This is a genomic window from Massilia yuzhufengensis (assembly GCF_900112225.1).
GTDB lineage: Bacteria > Pseudomonadota > Gammaproteobacteria > Burkholderiales > Burkholderiaceae_D > Telluria > Telluria yuzhufengensis.
The window spans coordinates 277,717-295,788 of sequence record NZ_FOLD01000002.1; the positions used below are offsets into that span (position 1 = coordinate 277,717).

Consider the following 18,072-nt stretch of genomic DNA (forward strand, 5'->3'; position numbering starts at 1 on the left):
GCCGGTAACAGCCCTTGCTTAAGATCATAAATTTTAGCATGGGCCCTCTTGCAGACGATGGCCAACCGCCATGGCACTAACAATTTAACTTGTGGTCGATATGGATAATCCTGCTGCATCAGTACTCCCCGGCGCCTCCCCGAAAGACCTGGACAAGGACGCCCCCCTCAAAGAAGACATCCGCCTGCTCGGACGCCTGCTGGGCGACGTGCTGCGCGACCAGGAAGGCGAGGCCGTATTCCAGGTCGTCGAGACCATCCGCCAGACTGCCGTGCGCTTCCGCCGCGAAGACGACCCGAAGGCCGGCGAAGAGCTCACCGCCCTGCTGCGCCAGCTCACCCGCGACCAGACCATCTCGGTGGTGCGGGCCTTCTCGTATTTCTCGCACCTGGCCAACATCGCCGAAGACCAGCACCACATCCGCCGCCGCCGCGCCCACCTGATGCGCGGCGCCGACCCGCGCCAGGGCAGCGTCGGCTACGCGCTGTGCAAGCTGCGCGACGCCGGCGTGCCGCAGGACGTGGTGGAAGGCTTCTTCAAGGACGCCCTCATTTCGCCGGTGCTCACCGCCCACCCGACCGAGGTGCAGCGCAAGAGCATCCTGGACGCCGAACACGACATCGCCCGCCTGCTGGCCGAGCGCGACCGCGGCCTGACGCCCAAGGAACTGCAGCGCAACGGCCAGCTGCTGCACGCCCGCATCGCCACCCTGTGGCAGACGCGCATGCTGCGCTACTCCAAGCTGACCGTGGCCGACGAGATCGACAACGCCCTGTCCTACTACCGCATCACCTTCCTGCGCGAGGTGCCGGGCCTGTACGACGACATCGAGGCCGAGATCGCCACCCGCTACGGCGGCGACGCGCCGCAACTGGGCAACGCCCAGTACCTGCAGATGGGCAGCTGGATCGGGGGCGACCGCGACGGCAACCCGAACGTCAATGCCGACACCATGCGCCACGCGCTGGTGCGCCAGTCCAGCACCATCCTCGACTTCTACCTCGAGGAGGTGCACACCCTCGGCGCGGAGCTGTCGACCTCCACCCTGATGGTGGCGGTGACGCCGGCCATGCAGGCGCTGGCCGACGCCTCGACCGACCTGTCGCCGCACCGCAGCGACGAGCCCTACCGGCGCGCGCTGATCGGCATCTACGCGCGCCTGGCCGCCACCGCGCGCGAGCTGGGCGTCGACCACATCCTGCGCAAGGAAGTCGGGCACGCGCCGCCCTACCAGGACGCCGGCGAATTCGCGGCCGACCTCGACGTGCTGGCCGATTCGCTGCGCGCCAACCACGGCGCGGTGCTGGTCGAGCCGCGCCTGGCGGGCCTGACGCGCGCCGCGCGCATCTTCGGCTTCCACCTCGCCTCGCTCGACATGCGCCAGAGCTCGGACGTGCACGAGCGCGTGCTGGCCGAACTGTTCGCGCGCGCCGGCGGCACGCCAGATTATGCGGCGCTGGCCGAGGAAGAGAAGATCAAGCTGCTGCTGGCCGAGCTGGCGCAGCCGCGCCCCCTGTACTCGGCCTTTGAAAGCTATTCGGACGAGACCAATTCGGAACTGGGGATCCTGCGCGCCGCGCGCGACATCCGCCAGCGCTACGGCAGCCGTGCGATCCGCAACTACATCATCTCGCACACCGAGACGGTGTCCGACCTGCTGGAGGTGCTGCTGCTGCAAAAGGAGACGGGCCTGATGCGCGCGTCGACCGGCGCCAGCGACGTGATGGTGATCCCGCTGTTCGAAACCATCCCCGACCTGCAGCGCGCCGCCGGCATCATGGACGAGTGGATGGCGCTGCCGCTGGTGGCCGGTATCGTGGAAAAGCAGGGGCGCCTGCAGGAAGTCATGCTGGGCTACTCCGACTCCAACAAGGACGGCGGCTTCCTGACGTCGAACTGGGAGCTGTACCAGGCCGAACTGAAACTGGTCGATGTGTTCGCCGCGAAGAACGTCAAGCTGCGCCTGTTCCACGGCCGCGGCGGCACCGTCGGCCGCGGCGGCGGCCCAAGCTACGACGCGATCTGCGCCCAGCCGCCCGGCACGGTAAATGGCCAGATCCGCCTGACCGAACAGGGCGAGATCATTGCCTCGAAATTCTCGAATCCCGAGATCGGGCGCCGCAACCTGGAACTGCTGGTAGCGGCCACGCTGGAAGCGAGCCTGAGCCCGCACGCGGCCGACGACGCCAGCAACGCCAAGCTGGCGCGCTTCGAAGGCGTGATGGCCGAGCTGTCCGAACGCGCCTACCGCGCCTACCGCAACCTGGTGTACGAAACCCCGGGCTTCACCGACTACTTCTTCGAAGGCACGCCGATCGCCGAGATCGCGGAACTGAACCTCGGTTCGCGCCCGGCTTCGCGCAAGTCGACCCGCCGCATCGAAGACCTGCGCGCGATTCCCTGGGGCTTCTCGTGGGGCCAGTGCCGCCTGCTGCTGCCGGGCTGGTACGGCTTCGGCACGGCGGTGAGCGGCTGGCTGCAGGACGGCGAGCGCGAACAGCGCCTGGCCCTGCTGCAGGAGATGTTCGGCGCCTGGCCGTTCTTTGCCACGCTGCTGTCGAACATGGACATGGTGCTGGCCAAGACGGACCTGGCGATCGCCTCGCGCTATGCGGGGCTGGTGGCCGATGTGGAGCTGCGCGAACGGATCTTCCGCCGCATCACGGCCGAGCATGGCGAAACGCTGCGCTGCCTGGAGTCGATCACCGGCACCAGCGAGCGCCTGGTGGGCAACCCGCTGCTGGCGCGCTCGATCCAGAACCGGTTCGCCTACCTGGATCCGTTGAACCACCTGCAGGTGGAGCTGATCCACCGCCGGCGCAAGCTGGGCGACAACGCTGACCCACGGGTGCACCGGGGGATTCATTTGTCGATCAATGGGGTGGCGGCGGGCTTGAGGAATACGGGGTAAGACACCCGCATTACCCCGATTCCGTTGTGGCTACCCGCCTCAGCACCGTCGTCCCGGCGAAGGCCGGGACGACGGTTTTTCAGCCAACGAAGACATCAAGCGGGCGAATCAGCCCGCACACGCCCCCACCGTACTCCCCTTCTTCACATGCGCCTTCACCGCATTCGACGACACGCAGACCTGGTTCGACGGATTCTTCTCGCTGCCCGTCTTGTGGCACACCAGTACCTTGTCGTTCCCGCAGCGCGCATCGATCACGTTGACGGTGGCCGTGGCTTGCGCGAAGCAGCTCTCGGGTGACGCCGCCTGCGCCGTGAAGCTGAAGGTGCCTGCCCCGGTCGGCGCAAACGTCGTCAGCGCGCCGGTGGCCGACGACAGCCCGCCCGCCGGGCTCCAGCTGAAGGTCGACGCCCCCGCCGCATCGCTCGCCGCCAGCGTCACGCTCTGCGGCCCGTAGCCCAGCGCGATGGTATTGGCCGGCAGCCCGGTCGCCTCGCCCGCGCCCGCGGCCACGCTCACCGACGGCTGCGGCACGTGGCCCAGCACCTGCACGGTCGCTTCCGCGCTGGCGCTGTTGCCGCCCTTGTCCAGCGCGGCCAGCGCCACCTTCTGCGCGCCAATGTCCGAGCACGAGAAGCTGGTGCGCGAGGCGCTGAGCGACTCCACGCCCCAGTTGTCGGTGGTGCCGCCATCGAGGTCGTTCGCCACGATCGACGCCGTGCCGTTGGCCAGCGTCACCGCCACGTCGCGCGTGCGCACGTTGGGCGCTTCGAAGTCGTTGCTGACCGTGTTGGCGCGCGTGCTTTCCACGCTCAGGCGGTTCAGCGCCGTCACCGTGTAGTAGTAGTACTGGCCCGCGCCCACCGTGGTGTCGGCAAACGCGGTGGTGGCGGTGTCGGTCACGCCCAGCAGGTTGGCCGGCGCCTCGAGGTCCATCTCGCGCTGCTGCGAGCGGTAGATGGCGTACTTGCGGGTCTTCTCGAATTCGTCGGCGCTCTCGGTGGCCGGCGCCCAGGCCAGTTGCAGGGCGTTGTTCTCGCCCGCAGTAGCGGCCAGCTGCGCCGGCGCGCCGGGCGCCTGCAGGCCCTTCCAGCCCATCACCGGCAGCAGCGCCGGGCGCGCGTAGGTAAGGTTCTTGAGCGAGGTGCGGTAGCCCAGCGGGTCGGCCTGCAGGAAGGCGTGGCGGAAGTGGATCTGGCCGCCCACGTTCGCATGCGCGCGGTTCATCGCGATCTGGTTGTTGATCTCGTTCGGGTTGCTCCAGCCGGCGGTGTCGCGCATCTTGTAGTCGGCCAGGCCGATGTACATGTGGCGCTCGTAGGTATTGTCGTTCCACCAGGGGACCAGCAGCTTGTAGTCCGAGCCCGCCTGGCCGATGTACCAGTAGACCTGCGGCGCCAGGTAGTCGACCCAGCCCTGCTGGATCCATTTTCGGGTGTCGGCGAACATGGTGCTGTAGTGCTGCGAGGCGCCGGCCGACGTCGGCGAGCCCACCGCCGGGTCGGTGCTGCTGCGGTAGATGCCCGATGGCGAGACGCCGAACTTCACCCACGGCTTCGCGGCGCGGATGCTGTCGTTCACGCGCGCGATCAGGATGTTGATGTTGTCGCGCCGCCAGTCGGCGCGGCCGGCGGTGGTATTCGGGAAGCCGCGCGGGTCGGCGTTATAGGCGTCGTCGTCGCCCGTGGTGCCGCTCGGGTAGAAGTAGTCGTCGAAGTGGATGCCGTCGACGTCGTAGCGGTTGACGATGTCCATGATCACGCCCACGACGTGGTCGCGCACCGCCGGCAGGCCAGGATTCAGGATCTTCACGCTGCCCACGGTGAGCATCCATTCCGGATGGGCGCGCGAGACGTGGTTGGCCGCGTACATCGCAGTATTGGCCTGGTTGGATGCGGTGGCGACGGCGCGGTAGGGGTTGATCCAGGCGTGGAATTCCATGCCGCGCTTGCGGGTCTCGTCGATGGCGAACTGCAGCGGGTCCCAGGCCGGCGAAGGCGCACTGCCCTGCTGGTTGGTCAGGTAGTAGGACCAGGGTTCGAGGTTGCTCGGGTACAGGGCGTCGGCCTGGCTGCGCACCTGCAGGAAGGCGGCGTTCATGCCGGTGGCCTTGTTGTGATCGAGGATGGCCTTGAGGGCCGTCTGCTGCTGGGTTGGCGTCTGCGTGCGGTTCGGCCAGTCCAGGCTGATGTGGGTACTGATCCACACGCCGCGCATCTCGCGTTTCGGGGCGACCGTCTGGGCGTCGGCGTGGGAATAGGAAGCGACGAGCATGGCGGCTGCCGCTGCGAGCAAAAGTTTTTTCATGTTGTGGATTTTTTGCGGGTTGTCGTGAACGCCCCGATGCAGCCAGGGGCGCTAGTGGCGGTCCGCAACGCCTCTCCAAGCGCCGCGGTGTTGCCATCCGCAAAAGAGAGTACGCCGGAGCAATTTTGACAACCAATGAAATTCGGATGCGCCGGCATAACCGCGGCGCATGTGGCTGGTTTGTCACACTTGTCGGCAGGTGTGGCGCTGGGGGAGTGCGGGGGAGATCAGGCTCCGGCCTGCGCCGGAGCGACGTGCAAACGGCGCGCACCGTACTCACCGATCCAATTAGTTACACGTAAAACCGTCGTTCCGGCGAAGGCCGGAACCCAAGTTGACGTTGATTTACAACGCGCGAATCAACGCAGCGCCAGCACTGGCGTCGTGGAGATCGAAGCAGCTGTGCGGTGGACGCTGGAAGCGCCGACACCCAGCTTGAACACCCCCACCAGATTCCCCAGCTTGGCCGCCTGCGTCTCCAGCGACTCCGCCGCCGCCGCCGCCTCTTCCACCAGCGCCGCATTCTGCTGCGTCGCCGCGTCGATCTCGGTCACGGCCTGGTTGACCTGGCCGATGCCCGCCTCCTGCTCGCGGCTGGCCGCGCTGATCTCGGACATGATGTCGCTCACCCGCTGCACGCTCGCCACCACGTCGCCCATGGTGCCGCCGGCCTGGCCGACCAGGCGGTTGCCTTCGCCGACGGTGCTGGTGGTGGTGTCGATCAGGACCTTGATTTCCTTGGCTGCCGCGTTCGAGCGCTGGGCCAGGGCCCGCACTTCGCTGGCGACGACGGCGAAGCCCCTGCCCTGCTCGCCGGCGCGCGCCGCTTCGACGGCCGCGTTCAGCGCCAGGATATTGGTCTGGAAGGCGATACCTTCGATGACGCCGATGATGTCGCCGATCTTGCGCGAGGCTTCGTCGATCGCGCCCATGGTCTGCACCACCTGGTTCACCACGGCGCCGCCGCGGGTGGCGACGTCGGTGGCCGATGCGGCCAGCTGGCTGGCCTGGCGCGCGTTGTCGGCGTTCTGGCGCACGGTGGTAGTGAGTTCTTCCATCGAGGACGCGGTTTCTTCCAGCGCGCTGGCCTGGCTTTCGGTGCGGCGCGACAGGTCGAGGTTGCCGGCGGCGATTTCCTGCGACGCGGTGCCGATCGAATCGGTCCCGTCGCGCACTTCGCTGACGATGCGGTGCAGGCTGGCGCGCATCGATTCGAGCGCGCGGCGCAGGCGGCCGGTCTCGGTGCGGTCGTCCGGCGCCACGGCGGCGCCTTCGCCACCGAGGTCGCCTTCGGCGATGCGGTCGGCAAACACGATGGCGTCTTCCAGCGGGCGCACGATGGCGCGGATCAGGAACCAGCCCATCACGATCGTGGCCACCATCGCGGCCAGCGCCACCAGCCGGATCTCCAGCAGGGCCGACACCACCACGGCGTCGCCCTTGGCGCGGGCGCTATCCGAATCCTTTTCAATCAGTTCGCTCACCGTGCCCATGGTGGTTTCCAGCTTGCGGAAGCCGTCCATGAAGCCGCCGAAGGCCTGGCGCGCCGCGGCCTGGTCGCTGCCGGCCAGCGCCACGATGGCGGCCGCGCTCTTCAGGTAGGCCTCGACGTCCGGACGCGCGGTGGCGATCGCCGCCTTGACGCCGCCGTTGGTGGCCTGGCCGTCGAGGGCCGCGATCATCTTGTTGAAGATCGCCGCGTGCTCGTCGGCGTCGCGCTTTGCGGCCGCGTGTTCTTCCGGGCTGGCCGCCATCAGCGCGGCCAGCACGTCGGCGCGCAGCGCGTCGTGCATCATGTCGGCCTGCATCTGGTCGCGCAGCACCGAGCCATTGACGCTGATCGCGTCCATCGAGCCATCGAGCGACTTCACCGACAGGAAGCCGATCAGGCCGACCACGCCGCAGAACAGCAGCGTGACGAAATAAGAGAGGCGCAGCTGGTGCTTGATGGTCAGTTTCATCGCGGGTCGGGTCAGAGTTTGAAGGACAGGCCGACCGTGAAGGCCAGGTCGGGAGTGCGGCTGTTCAGGCCACGCGAGAGCATCGCGTCGACCTGCACGGTATCGGACAGCAAATAAGCGCCGCCGACGTCGAAGCTGGCTTGCGTGCCGCCATGGGCGCTGCGGGCAATCTGCGGCATCGCCACTTCGGCGAAGCCGCGCAGGCGTTCGTTGATGGCCTTGCCCACCACCACGCCCAGGATGCCGTGGCGGTAGCGACCGGCCTCGCCGCGTTCCACGCCCACGCCCGGCATGATGCCGAGCGAGTAATCGTCCGGCAGTTCCCATTCGCCCACCACGCGCAGCGAAGGACGCACGCCGTCGCCGCGGAAGGCGCGCGAGCCGCTGTCGAGGTCCGCATGCAGCAGCACGCCCACCGAGGGCAGGCTGCCGGCGGCGTCCATCGCATGCCACTTCACGCCGACCGAGGTATCGGCATAGCCCTTGGCGCGCTCGCGCGCGCCGCCGAGCGTACTGCGCTGGTCGATGCGGCCGTCGGTCTCGACGCGCAGCTCGAAGCTCTCGCCCATGCCGTAGCGCAGCAGGGTTGGGGTGGAAACGGTGCGGTCGCGCGCCGCGCCCTGGCGGTCGCGCTCGAGCAGCAGGCTGGTTTCGACCTGCAGCCGGCCATCGCCCACCACGTTGCTCGATTCGACGAAGTCGGGACGGTCGGTGGCGATCTGGTCCTGGGCATGGGAGGCGGTGGCTGCGCAGGCAAGCAGGGCGGCGAGGATGGCGGTGTGCTTCATGGGGTTCCAAAACAGGTTGAGATGGCGTGCTTTGCCAGGAAGTGACAAAAGTTGCCGTATGGAATAGTCCCCCAACTGGTCCAGCCGCGTCAATCCGCGCGTCCCAATCCCTATCGAAGAGCCAGGAAAAGCGTTGTTGCCACGCCGCGCCGGAGTAAAAAAAATGCCGCTCAGTCAAGACTGAGCGGCATGTTCAATTTTTTACCGATTGGTAAAAAATCAGTGGTTATGCAGGAAGGTCTTGAGCTTGTCCGAACGCGACGGCTGGCGCAGCTTGCTCATCGCCTTGGCTTCGATCTGGCGGATCCGCTCGCGGGTGACGTCGAACTGCTTGCCCACTTCTTCCAGCGTGTGGTCGTTCGACATCTCGACGCCGTAGCGCATGCGCAGCACCTTGGCTTCGCGCGGGGTCAGCGAGTCCAGCACTTCCTTGATCACGTTGCGCATCGACGCGTGCAGCGCGGCGTCCAGCGGGGCCAGGGTGGTGTTGTCCTCGATGAAGTCGCCCAGCTGCGAATCGCCGTCCTCGCCCATCGGGGTTTCCATCGAGATCGGCTCTTTCGCGATCTTCATGATCTCGCGGACCTTGTTCTCTGGCATTTCCATTTTCAGGGCCAGGGTCGGCAGGTCCGGCTCGCTGCCCGTTTCCTGCATGATCTGGCGCGAGATGCGGTTCATCTTGTTGATCGTCTCGATCATGTGCACCGGCACGCGGATGGTGCGGGCCATGTCGGCGATCGAACGCGTGATGGCCTGGCGGATCCACCAGGTCGCGTAGGTCGAGAATTTGTAGCCGCGGCGGTATTCGAACTTGTCCACCGCCTTGAGCAGGCCGATATTGCCTTCCTGGATCAGGTCGAGGAATTGCAGGCCGCGGTTGATGTATTTCTTGGCGATCGAGATCACCAGGCGCAGGTTGGCCACGGTCATTTCGCGCTTGGCCTGGCGCGCGCGCTTCTCGCCCGCCGCCATCTGCTTGTTGATGCGGCGCAGGTCGGCCAGCGGCAGCGCCACGCGCGCCTGCAGGTCGATCATGCGCTGCTGCAGTTCCTTGATGGCCGGCAGGTTACGGCTCAGCACCGCGCTGTAGGCGTAGGCGCAGTCGACTTCGCGGTCGCCCCATTGCAGGTCGGTCTCGTTGCCTGGGAACACCTTGATGAAGTGGGCGCGCGGCATGCCGCAGCGGTTCACGCAGATGTCCAGCACGGCGCGCTCGATGGAGCGCACTTCGTCCATCTGGTGGCGCAGCGTGTCGCACAGCTTCTCGACGATCTTGGCGGTGAAGCGGATGCCCAGCAGCTCGTTCGAGATGATGGCCTGCGCCGCTTCGTAGTCGTCGGAGCCGTAGCCCTGGGTCTTGAAGGCGTGGCCCATGCGGTCGAACTGCTTTTCGATGAGGTTGAACTTTTCCAGCGCGCTCTTGCGCAGTTGGGCAAGCTGCTCGGTCGAGTAGCCGGCCGCACCGCCGCCGACGGCGCCGTCTTCTTCCTCTTCCTCGACGTCGTCTTCCTCGTCCTCGTCGTCGCTGGCGCGCGGGGCGGCGGCGACCGGCGCCGGCGCGGCGTCGTTATGGTCGACGAAGCCGTCGACCACGTCGTCGATCTTCATCTCGTCCGAGGCGATCTTGTGCGACAGCGCGATGATTTCGGAAATCGTGGTCGGGCAGGCCGAGATCGCCTGCACCATGTCTTTCAGGCCATCTTCGATGCGCTTGGCGATCTCGATTTCGCCTTCGCGGGTCAACAGCGACACCGCGCCCATTTCACGCATGTACATGCGGACCGGGTCGGTGGTGCGGCCGAAGTCGGAGTCGACCGTCGACAGCGCGGTCGCGGCGGCGGCTTCCACTTCGTCTTCACTGGTAGCGGTCGGCACATTGTCCGACAGCAGCATCATTTCCGCTTCCGGCGCGCGCTCGTAGATCGCGATACCCATGTCGTTGAAGGTCGCGATGATGCCTTCGATCGCTTCCGGATCGACGATGTTTTCCGGCAGCTGGTCGTTGATCTGCGCATGGGTCAGGTAGCCGCGCTCCTTGCCCATGTTGATCAGGTTCTTCAGCTGGGTGCGGCGCTTTTCCAGCTCCGCTTCCGAGAAACCGGTCTCGCCGCCAGTCACGCCAGGCAAGCCCTTGGCCTTGCGCTCGCGCAGCTTGGATGCCGCTTTCAGTTCGGTGCGCTCGATCGTGTTCAGCGCCGCGACTTCGTCGTTTTCCGGCACGAACTCGCTCGGCTTGCGGCCGCGGCGGCCCGGGACCTTCACTTGCGGCAGCAGGTAGCCGGTGGTGTCGATCGCGGCCAGCTTGGCGGCGTCGGTGGTCGAGTTGACGGTGCCGACGGCGCTCACCGGGACCGCCGGCGCAGGGGCGTCGGTGCGGCGGCGGGTGCGCACGACCTTCGGAGCGGCTTCTTCTGCCCCGGCTGCCGGGGCAGCTGCGGTCACGGCAGGTAGCGCTTCGGCGACCGGCGGCTCGACGTGCTGTGCATGCGCCGCGCCTTTCAGGCTCGCCAGCTTCGAGGTGCGCTTGCGCACGACGACGGCGGCCGCGTCCGGCACGGCAGCCGTGTAATCCTCGAACGGCGCCGGCTCGACCGCCGCTGGCGCAGCGACTTCGACCGGGGCAGCCGCGGCCTCGCTTGGCGCCGCGACCGCTTCAGCGGTCACGTCGTTGGCCGACTCCTGCGACGCATCCGCCTGGGCTGCCTTGACCGACGCCAGGCGCGAGCGGGTTTTCACTACCGTCACCTTGGCCGCGTCTTCCGTTTCGAGGAAGTAGGAGGTCGCGGTTTTCGGCACTGCCAGCTGTGCCGAAGCCTTGGCGGGCGTTTTTTTGGCGGTCAGAGTCAGTGTCTTGGCGGTGTTTTTCATGTGAAACTCTCTCCAGTCGAGGCGAATGGCGCGCCTGCGAAGTCAATAATCAGCGGGACCCGTGAACGGATCCGGGTACGGGAATGGAAGGGGCCCTAGCTGAGGGCGGGCACGCGGACTTCAAGCACGCATTCCGCGGGGCTGCCAAGGATCGGGATATGGCAGCGCTCTGGCGAGGAATGGAATATGGTCGAAATCACGGTATGCATGTCAGAACGAAAAAAAGCCCGTCGGGTCAAACGGGCTTGCAGCTTCTAATGTCCAGCGAAGAACAGAAGGAGGCGATATTATGCCGCATTGCAAGAATTGGTGATAATTGAAATATCCCATATGGGATATCACCACATTGAATATGGCACCCGCCGTCAACTTCCCGACCCGTATGCGTCGGCGCAAGCCGTGCGCAAGGCAAGAGGCGGATGATACACGATTTCATGCCCGCACGCCTGACGCCTTCACATGCCGCACGCTGGTTCGTTCTCAAGATTAATGGAACAAGTACAATACGGCCCGCACTGGCGTCCGGGCGCCGTGCTATCCTTCGCTTTCCCGCTCTTACAATGAAGTCAATGAATACCACTACCGCTGCCGAGACCGTCGACACCACCGCGCCTGCCACACCCGAGACTCCCGATACGCCTGCCGAGGCAAGCTCCGCACCGGACGCTGCGGCAGCCGATGCCGCGGCGGCCGATGCCGTGGCGGGCACGCCGGCAGCCGACGCTCCGCAGGCCGACGCTCCTGCCGACGCTCCGGCCGACGCCCCTGCGGCAGCCCCGGCTGCCGCAGGGGCCGCACCCGCCACCTCGGCACGTGCCTTGCTCAAGCAGCTCCAGCAAGAATTCCCGGCCTTCCGCGATTGCCTGCCGCTGGCCATCGGCATCGACAAGCAGCTGCTCGCGCGCATGCCGGGCCTGGACCGCAAGACCATGCGCGCCGCGCTCGGCATCCACACCGGCTCGATGCGCTACCTGCGCGCCATGGAAAAAGCCAAGGTCCGCCATGACCTCGACGGCACCGCCGGCGCCGAAGTCACCGACACCCACCGCCTGCACGCCAAGGAACAGCTGCAACAGCGCTTCAAGAAAGAAGCCGACCGCAAGAAGGCCGAACGCGACGCGGCAGCCGAAGAAGAAGCGAACCGCCAGCGCGCGGAAAAGCTGAAGGCCCTGGCCACCAAGTTCTCGCGCAATTAACCCGGTGTCGATGAACGGCGTCGATCCGGCCGAAGCGCTGCCGCCCTACGACGGCATCGGCCTGGCCGACGTGCGCATCGTGCGCACGCCGGGCGACGCCGCCGCCGCCCTGCTGGCGCTGTCGCAGGCCGACGTGATCGGCTTCGACACCGAATCCAAGCCCACCTTCGCCAAGGGCGAAGTCTCGACCGGCCCGCACCTGGTGCAGCTGGCGACCGACGACCTGGCCTACCTGTTCCAGATCGGCAGCGCCGCCAGCGCGCAGAACCTGCTCACCGTGCTCAAGCCGGTGCTGGAATCGGACAGCATCCTGAAGGTGGGGTTTGGTTTGGGCGACGACCTGAAACGCCTGCGCGGCAAGCTCGGCATCGAGGCGCGTAACGTGCTGGACCTGTCGACCGCCCTGCGCAAACGGGGCGAGCGCAATACGCTCGGCGCCAAGACGGCGGTGGCACGCCTCTTCGGGCGCCGCCTGCAAAAATCGAAGCGCATCACCACCACCAACTGGGCGTTGCCGCAACTGAGCGACAAGCAGGTGCTGTATGCGGCGGACGATGCGCATGTGGCGCTGAAGCTGTACCGGTTCTGGAAGGCGAATCCGCCGGCGTAGATGGCAAGCCGCGACGTTCCCTTCGGCCCCGTACTTGTAAACGTCGTCCCGGCGCAGGCGTCAACCATGCCATTGGCATTGTTGCCCCCAATTCCGTCGCTCACCCACCTACGCAAACTGCTAGCGATCGCAGCCGCGCACACAAACTTGGATCCCGGCCTTCGCCGGGATGACGGTCTCCAAGCTAGCGACGGTGCTTAGTCAGCTGGTGCTCTTAGCGCTTCCTCACCACAAAATACGCCTCCGGACACAGCGCCGTCCCCAGCAGCGGAAACGGACTCGCACTCGCCTTCACCAGCGCGAACCGCTCCGCAAGCGCCTTGCGAAACACGCGGTGGTCGAACCCCATATGCTCGTTGTGCACCTCGACGTCCGGTGGCAGTAAACCCACCGGCCGGTCCTGCGGCGGCATCCCGCACAAGGCCATCAGCACATGCTTCGGCCGGGCGTCATATGCCCCGTAGCGCCGCGTCATCCGGAACGCGCCCTTGTACAGCGCCGGCAGGCCTACCTCGACCGGCACGCCGAACACCACTTCCGCATCGGGCTTCAACAGCGCATCGACCTCGCCCAGCGACCGCTCGCGCATCGACAGCGGGATGTGTTCGAACACCTCCAGGCAGAACAGCACGTCCACCCGCCCTTTCGGGATGTCCTCGAAGGCCGCGTAGAACTCGACCCGCGGCAGGTCCTTGAGTTCGAGCTTGGCTTCTTCCAGCAGGTCCGAGCAGGGCTCGTAGCAGATGATGGTGGCGTTCGGGTATGCATGGACCAGGCGCTTGCACAGTTCCCCGCTGCCGGCGCCGAAATCGAGCACGCAGGCGACGTCCTCGCGCGCCTTTTGCGCGAAGCCGATCGCGCTGTGCAGGCGTTGCTGCTGCAGCCAGCGCTTGACGGGATTCCTGTCCCTGAATACACCCTCGGTATAGCTCACACCCATCCTGCACCCCAGCGGTCCAAAGGGATGGGATTATAGCAAGCCGCCCCGCCGCCCGAGCACGATCCACGTTATCATTCGGGCATCGCCATACCGGGTTCCCCCATGCCTCTTCGTCCCATGCTGCTCGCGGTCCTGCTGCTGGCCGCCGCCGCGCCGCACGCCGCGCCGCAAGCCGTGCCCGACACCCTGGCCCAGCGCCTGGTCGCCTGCGCCTCCTGCCATGCCCGCGTCGATGCACGCGGCAACCAGGTCAACGACAGCTACTTCCCGCGCCTCCAGGGCAAGCCGGCCGGCTACCTCTACAACCAGCTGCTCAACTTCCGCGAAGGGCGGCGCCAGTACCCCTTGATGACCTACCTGGTGGAGCACCTGCCCGACCCTTACCTGCGCGAGATAGCCGGCCACTTCGCCGCGATGCCGCCCGCGGCGCACGCCGCCACCGCATCGGCCATGGCGCCGCAGGTGCTCGAGCGTGGCCGCCAGCTCGTGACGCAGGGCGACAGCGCGCGCAAGCTGCCCGCCTGCGTCGCCTGCCACGGCCAGCGCCTGACCGGCGTCGAGCCGGGCGTCCCCGGCCTGCTTGGCCTGCCGCGCGACTATGTCAACGCGCAGTTCGGCGCCTGGCGCAACAAGGACCGCCGCGCCCACGTCCCCGACTGCATGGCCGCCATCGCCGCCCGCCTGTCGCTGGAGGATGTGAACGCCGTCTCTAGCTGGCTCGCCGCCCAGCCTGTGCCCGCCGATCCGCGCCCGGCCGCGTCGATCGCGCGTCCCCTGCCGCTGGCCTGCGGCAGCGCCCCGGAGCAACCATGAAGAAGATCGCCCTGGCCGCCCTGCTGGTCCTTGTCGCAGCCGTCCTGATCGCCTGGCCGCGCGAAGACTTCATTCCGTCCGCCTCGCCCACCGCCTGGGCGGCGACACCCGACAACATCGCCCGCGGCGCCTACCTCGCGCGCGCCGGCGACTGCCTGGCCTGCCACACCGCGCGCGGCGGTGCGGAATATGCCGGCGGCCGCGCGCTCGACACGCCGTTCGGGCGCCTGTACGGCCCCAACCTCACGCCCGATGCGCAGGCCGGCATCGGCAGCTGGGACGCCGACGACTTCTGGAACGCCCTGCACAACGGGAAATCGCGCGACGGCCGCCTGCTCTACCCCGCCTTCCCGTACACGAACTACACCAAGGTCTCGCGCGCCGATTCAGACGCGCTGTTCGCCTATTTCAGGAGCCTGCCACCGCAGCGCGAGCCCAACAAGGCGCATGAGCTGGACTTCCCCTACAACCAGCAGGCGCTGCTTGCGCTCTGGCGCCTGCTCTACTTCAAGCCGGCCACCTTCACGCCGCAGCCGGCGCGCGGCGCAGAATGGAACCGCGGCGCCTACCTGGTCGAGGGCCTGGGCCACTGCAGCGCATGCCACAGCACCCGCAATCGCCTCGGCGCCAGCGGCGACACCCTGTCCGGCGGCCTGATTCCCACCATCGGCTGGTACGCGCCTTCGCTCACCTCCAGCGGCGAAGCGGGCATGAAGGACTGGGACCAGGCGCACATCGTCGCCCTGCTGCAAACCGGCGTCTCGCCACGCGGCTCGGCCACCGGCCCGATGGCCGAAGTGGTGGCGCGCAGCCTGCAGCACCTGACGGGCAGCGACGTGGGCGCGATGGCGAGTTATCTCAAGTCGCTGCCGTCGACCGATGCGCCGGCGCCGGCCAAGGGCGAGCCGGCCAGCGACCAGCTGCTGGCCGAGGGCCGGCGCCTGTATGGCAGCCATTGCATCGACTGCCATGGCGCCGACGGCAAGGGCAAGGCCCCGGCCTACCCGCCGCTGGCCGGCAACCGCGCGGTGACCCTCACGCCGGCCGTGAACGCGATCCGCATGGTGCTCAACGGCGGCTTCCCGCCCGGCACCGCCGGCAACCCGCGGCCCTACGGCATGCCGCCCTACAGCCATGAACTCGATGACGCCCAGGTCGCCGCCGTGCTGACGTATGTGCGCGCCAGCTGGGGCAATGCGGCGGCGCCGGTGTCGGTGCACGATGTGAATCGCTACCGCAGCGTGCCGCTGGACTAGGCTGCTGGAAGGCGCATAATCAGGCGGTCTCCACCCATCGCGGAAAGGAAGGCCCCCATGAAAACCTGTACCCTCATGACCGTCGTGGCGCTGTTTGTCCTTGGCGCCAGCGCCGAGGGCGCGCCGTCCGCCCTTGGCCCAGCAGAAGAAGCGGCAGCCTTCAAGGCTGCCGGTTTCAAACTCAATGGGAAGCAATGGCGCAATTGCGAGGACCCGACGCCCACTTATTCGCCGGGCGAAGTCGCCGAAGTGCGCGACCTGAACGGCGACGGCAGGCTGGATGCCGTGATCACCGAGGGCGGCACCTTCTGTTTCGGAAATACCGGCACCGGGTACACAATCGTGTCGAAACAGGCAAACGGCGGCTGGAAAAAGATCGCCGGAGGCACAGGTGTTCCCAGTTTCCTACCGGCCAAGGGCAAGGATGGCTGGCCCGACATCGAGATCGGCGGCCCCGGCTTCTGCTTCCCGGTCGAGCGCTGGAACGGCAAGGAGTACGTACTGAACCGACACCAGTACGAGGGAAAGCCCTGCCGACCGAAATGAGGACCGTCGGCTCGCAGGATATCCGGGCGTGGTGCACGACTGCGCTGGCTACACCATGTCCGCGAAGCCCACCCGGTCAGTCGTCGCATTGCGCGCATCCTCGACCCGCACCTTGTGCCCGGCCAGCAGCTGCTCGAGCGAAGCGTTCATGGTGTGGCAGCCCGGGTCGCGGCCCGAGTTCATGTGCGCGCGGATGCCGCCCACGTCGCCGGATTCCAGCATGCGCATGATCGCCGCGCTGGGCGTGAGGCATTCGGTGGCGAGGTGGTAGCGGTTACCCTCGACCGAGGGCAGCAAGGCCTGGCACAGCACGCCGCGCAGCGCATGCGCCAGCGCCTGGGCCTGGGCTTCCGAATTGCCGAGCAGGCGCAGCATCTTCTGCAGGCCCAGTTCGGTCGAGCGCGCGTGCAGCGTGGCCAGCACCAGCGGGCCCGATTCGGCCAGCGCCAGCGCTTCCTGCGCCGTCTCGGCATCGCGGATTTCGCCGATCACGATCACGTCGGGACGCTCGCGCAGCGCGTCCAGCGCGCCCAGGTAGTAGCTTTCGACGTCGCCGTCCACGCCCACTTCACGCTGGGTGATGATGCACTTGCGCTGCGGGATCAAGGTCTCGACCGGGTCTTCGATGGTGATGATGTGGCCCGAGCGCTGCTTGTTGATCTCGTCGATCATCGAGGCGATGGTGGTCGACTTGCCCTGGCAGGTGTCGCCGATGATCAGCACCAGGCCGCTGTTCAGGCGCGCGAATTCCTGCTCGTCCTTCCACAGGCCCAGCTCGGACAGCGCCACCGGCTCCTTCGGGAAGCGGCGGATCACGCAGCCCAGGCGCTTCTTGCCCTGGAAGCTGAAGCAGTTGGCGCGGATGCGCGCCGTGTGCAGGTCGATCGAGCGGTCGAACGCGCGCAGCGCGATGCGCTCGTTCCAGTTCGGCTCGATCACGTCGAAGAATTCTTCCAGCTCTTCCTTCGTGATCGGCGAATCGGTCACCGCCACCAGGCCCTTGGGCTGGCGCAGCATCAGCGGGCTGTTCTGGTGAATGATGATGTCCGAGAACACCAGCCGCGAGTTCAGCAGGTGCAGGATCTGCTCGACCAGCGTGCCGAAGACCGGATGGTCTTCGTTCTCGATGTACGTCAGGGTGGGGATCTGCGAGGACTGGTGATGTTCCATCTGGCCGGCACGTGGTTAAGGGTTGAACAGTGCCGGATATTATAGGACCATGCCTCGCCGAAAGATTGCAAAACTGAAATTAAAATTGCAAGTCCGGTTTACCGTGTGAAACTTGCAACGATGCGCTCGCCGAACAGCGTGATCGCCACGCCGACGACGACGATCCCGACACCCAGCACGCGGGCCGGCGACACCTTGCGCATTGCCATATTGATCAGGCCAAAGTGGTCGATCGCCATCGAGGTCAGCAACTGGCCGGCGATCACCAGCACGATCAGGCTGAGCAAACCGATGCGGGGCGCCAGGAAGACGGTGCCGAAGACGAAGGCCGCGCCCAGGAAGCCGCCGGCGAATTTCCAGGCCGGCTGCTCGGCCAGGGCGGCGAAGGTCGGCCCCAGCCCGCCGCGCGACAGGGCCATGCCGCCCAGCACGATGGTGCCGCAGGCAAACGACACGAAGGCGGCGACCACCGAATTGGCGCCGATCGACGAGGCCAGCTGGGTATTCACGGCCGCCTGGACGGACATGGCCACGCCCACGCAGAAGGCCATTACGAAGAGAATCAGGTTCATGCTTGTTCCAGACCGCGACAAAAAGCGCACGATTCTAGTGCATCGCGGACGTTCCGGATAGGCGTGCACGCCACATGATGGCGCTACAGCCTGTCACGCCAGCGTGCATCCTGGGCGCTGTGCCTTGCGCTTCA

The 18,072-nt window shown here is 66.8% G+C and carries 13 protein-coding genes; 6 read left to right on the forward strand and 7 right to left on the reverse strand.

What is annotated here, in order from left to right; genetic code table 11:
* Window positions 1-100 precede the first annotated feature (100 nt).
* On the forward strand, window positions 101-2,911 hold the full coding sequence (ppc, locus tag BM031_RS03200) for a phosphoenolpyruvate carboxylase (protein WP_091870990.1): 2,811 nt from the start codon (window positions 101-103) through the stop codon (window positions 2,909-2,911).
* Between the two features lie 108 nt (window positions 2,912-3,019).
* On the opposite strand, the gene BM031_RS03205 is transcribed toward ppc, so the two are convergent.
* The 4 genes from BM031_RS03205 to rpoD all read right to left on the reverse strand — a co-directional run bounded on the left by BM031_RS03205 (window position 3,020) and on the right by rpoD (window position 10,835).
* The gene (locus BM031_RS03205; RefSeq protein WP_091870993.1) at window positions 3,020-5,218 is read right to left on the reverse strand and encodes a family 10 glycosylhydrolase; all 2,199 of its coding nucleotides are present in this window, start codon (window positions 5,216-5,218) and stop codon (window positions 3,020-3,022) included.
* Window positions 5,219-5,577: 359 nt separating this feature from the next.
* On the reverse strand, window positions 5,578-7,179 hold the full coding sequence (locus BM031_RS26280; protein WP_091870996.1) for a methyl-accepting chemotaxis protein: 1,602 nt from the start codon (window positions 7,177-7,179) through the stop codon (window positions 5,578-5,580).
* An 11-nt stretch (window positions 7,180-7,190) separates the two neighbouring features.
* Window positions 7,191-7,967 carry a transporter gene (locus BM031_RS03215; RefSeq protein ID WP_091870999.1) on the reverse strand — a complete coding sequence of 259 codons (777 nt, stop codon included), beginning with the start codon at window positions 7,965-7,967 and terminating at the stop codon, window positions 7,191-7,193.
* A 219-nt stretch (window positions 7,968-8,186) separates the two neighbouring features.
* Window positions 8,187-10,835: an RNA polymerase sigma factor RpoD gene (gene rpoD / locus BM031_RS03220; protein WP_091871002.1), complete on the reverse strand. Its 2,649-nt coding sequence runs from the start codon at window positions 10,833-10,835 to the stop codon at window positions 8,187-8,189.
* Window positions 10,836-11,533: 698 nt separating this feature from the next.
* On the opposite strand from rpoD, the gene BM031_RS03225 reads away from it, so the two are divergent.
* The gene (locus tag BM031_RS03225) at window positions 11,534-12,031 is read left to right on the forward strand and encodes a ProQ/FINO family protein (RefSeq protein ID WP_091871245.1); all 498 of its coding nucleotides are present in this window, start codon (window positions 11,534-11,536) and stop codon (window positions 12,029-12,031) included.
* Window positions 12,032-12,041: 10 nt separating this feature from the next.
* Window positions 12,042-12,641 (forward strand): 3'-5' exonuclease, encoded by a 600-nt coding sequence (locus tag BM031_RS03230; protein WP_091871005.1) that lies wholly within the window; start codon window positions 12,042-12,044, stop codon window positions 12,639-12,641.
* 214 nt (window positions 12,642-12,855) lie between these two features.
* Here BM031_RS03230 and BM031_RS03235 read toward each other — a convergent pair whose 3' ends face one another.
* Window positions 12,856-13,581 carry a class I SAM-dependent methyltransferase gene (locus tag BM031_RS03235; RefSeq protein WP_229408466.1) on the reverse strand — a complete coding sequence of 242 codons (726 nt, stop codon included), beginning with the start codon at window positions 13,579-13,581 and terminating at the stop codon, window positions 12,856-12,858.
* Between the two features lie 102 nt (window positions 13,582-13,683).
* On the opposite strand from BM031_RS03235, the gene BM031_RS03240 reads away from it, so the two are divergent.
* From BM031_RS03240 to BM031_RS03250, 3 genes are read left to right on the forward strand one after another with little or no spacing between them, the layout of a single operon-like run.
* Entirely contained in the window at window positions 13,684-14,394 is a 711-nt protein-coding gene (locus BM031_RS03240; protein ID WP_229408468.1) for a c-type cytochrome, read from the forward strand.
* Window positions 14,391-15,650 carry a c-type cytochrome gene (locus tag BM031_RS03245; RefSeq protein WP_091871013.1) on the forward strand — a complete coding sequence of 420 codons (1,260 nt, stop codon included), beginning with the start codon at window positions 14,391-14,393 and terminating at the stop codon, window positions 15,648-15,650. The genes BM031_RS03240 and BM031_RS03245 overlap by 4 nt, the downstream gene beginning before the upstream one ends.
* Window positions 15,651-15,707: 57 nt before the next feature.
* Window positions 15,708-16,196: a hypothetical protein gene (locus BM031_RS03250; RefSeq protein ID WP_177207643.1), complete on the forward strand. Its 489-nt coding sequence runs from the start codon at window positions 15,708-15,710 to the stop codon at window positions 16,194-16,196.
* A 48-nt stretch (window positions 16,197-16,244) separates the two neighbouring features.
* Here the strand turns inward: BM031_RS03250 and BM031_RS03255 are convergent, their stop codons facing one another.
* Window positions 16,245-17,366 carry a type IV pilus twitching motility protein PilT gene (locus BM031_RS03255; RefSeq protein WP_091871016.1) on the reverse strand — a complete coding sequence of 374 codons (1,122 nt, stop codon included), beginning with the start codon at window positions 17,364-17,366 and terminating at the stop codon, window positions 16,245-16,247.
* Between the two features lie 98 nt (window positions 17,367-17,464).
* On the reverse strand, window positions 17,465-17,938 hold the full coding sequence (locus BM031_RS03260; protein ID WP_091871019.1) for a DMT family transporter: 474 nt from the start codon (window positions 17,936-17,938) through the stop codon (window positions 17,465-17,467).
* Window positions 17,939-18,072 lie beyond the last annotated feature (134 nt).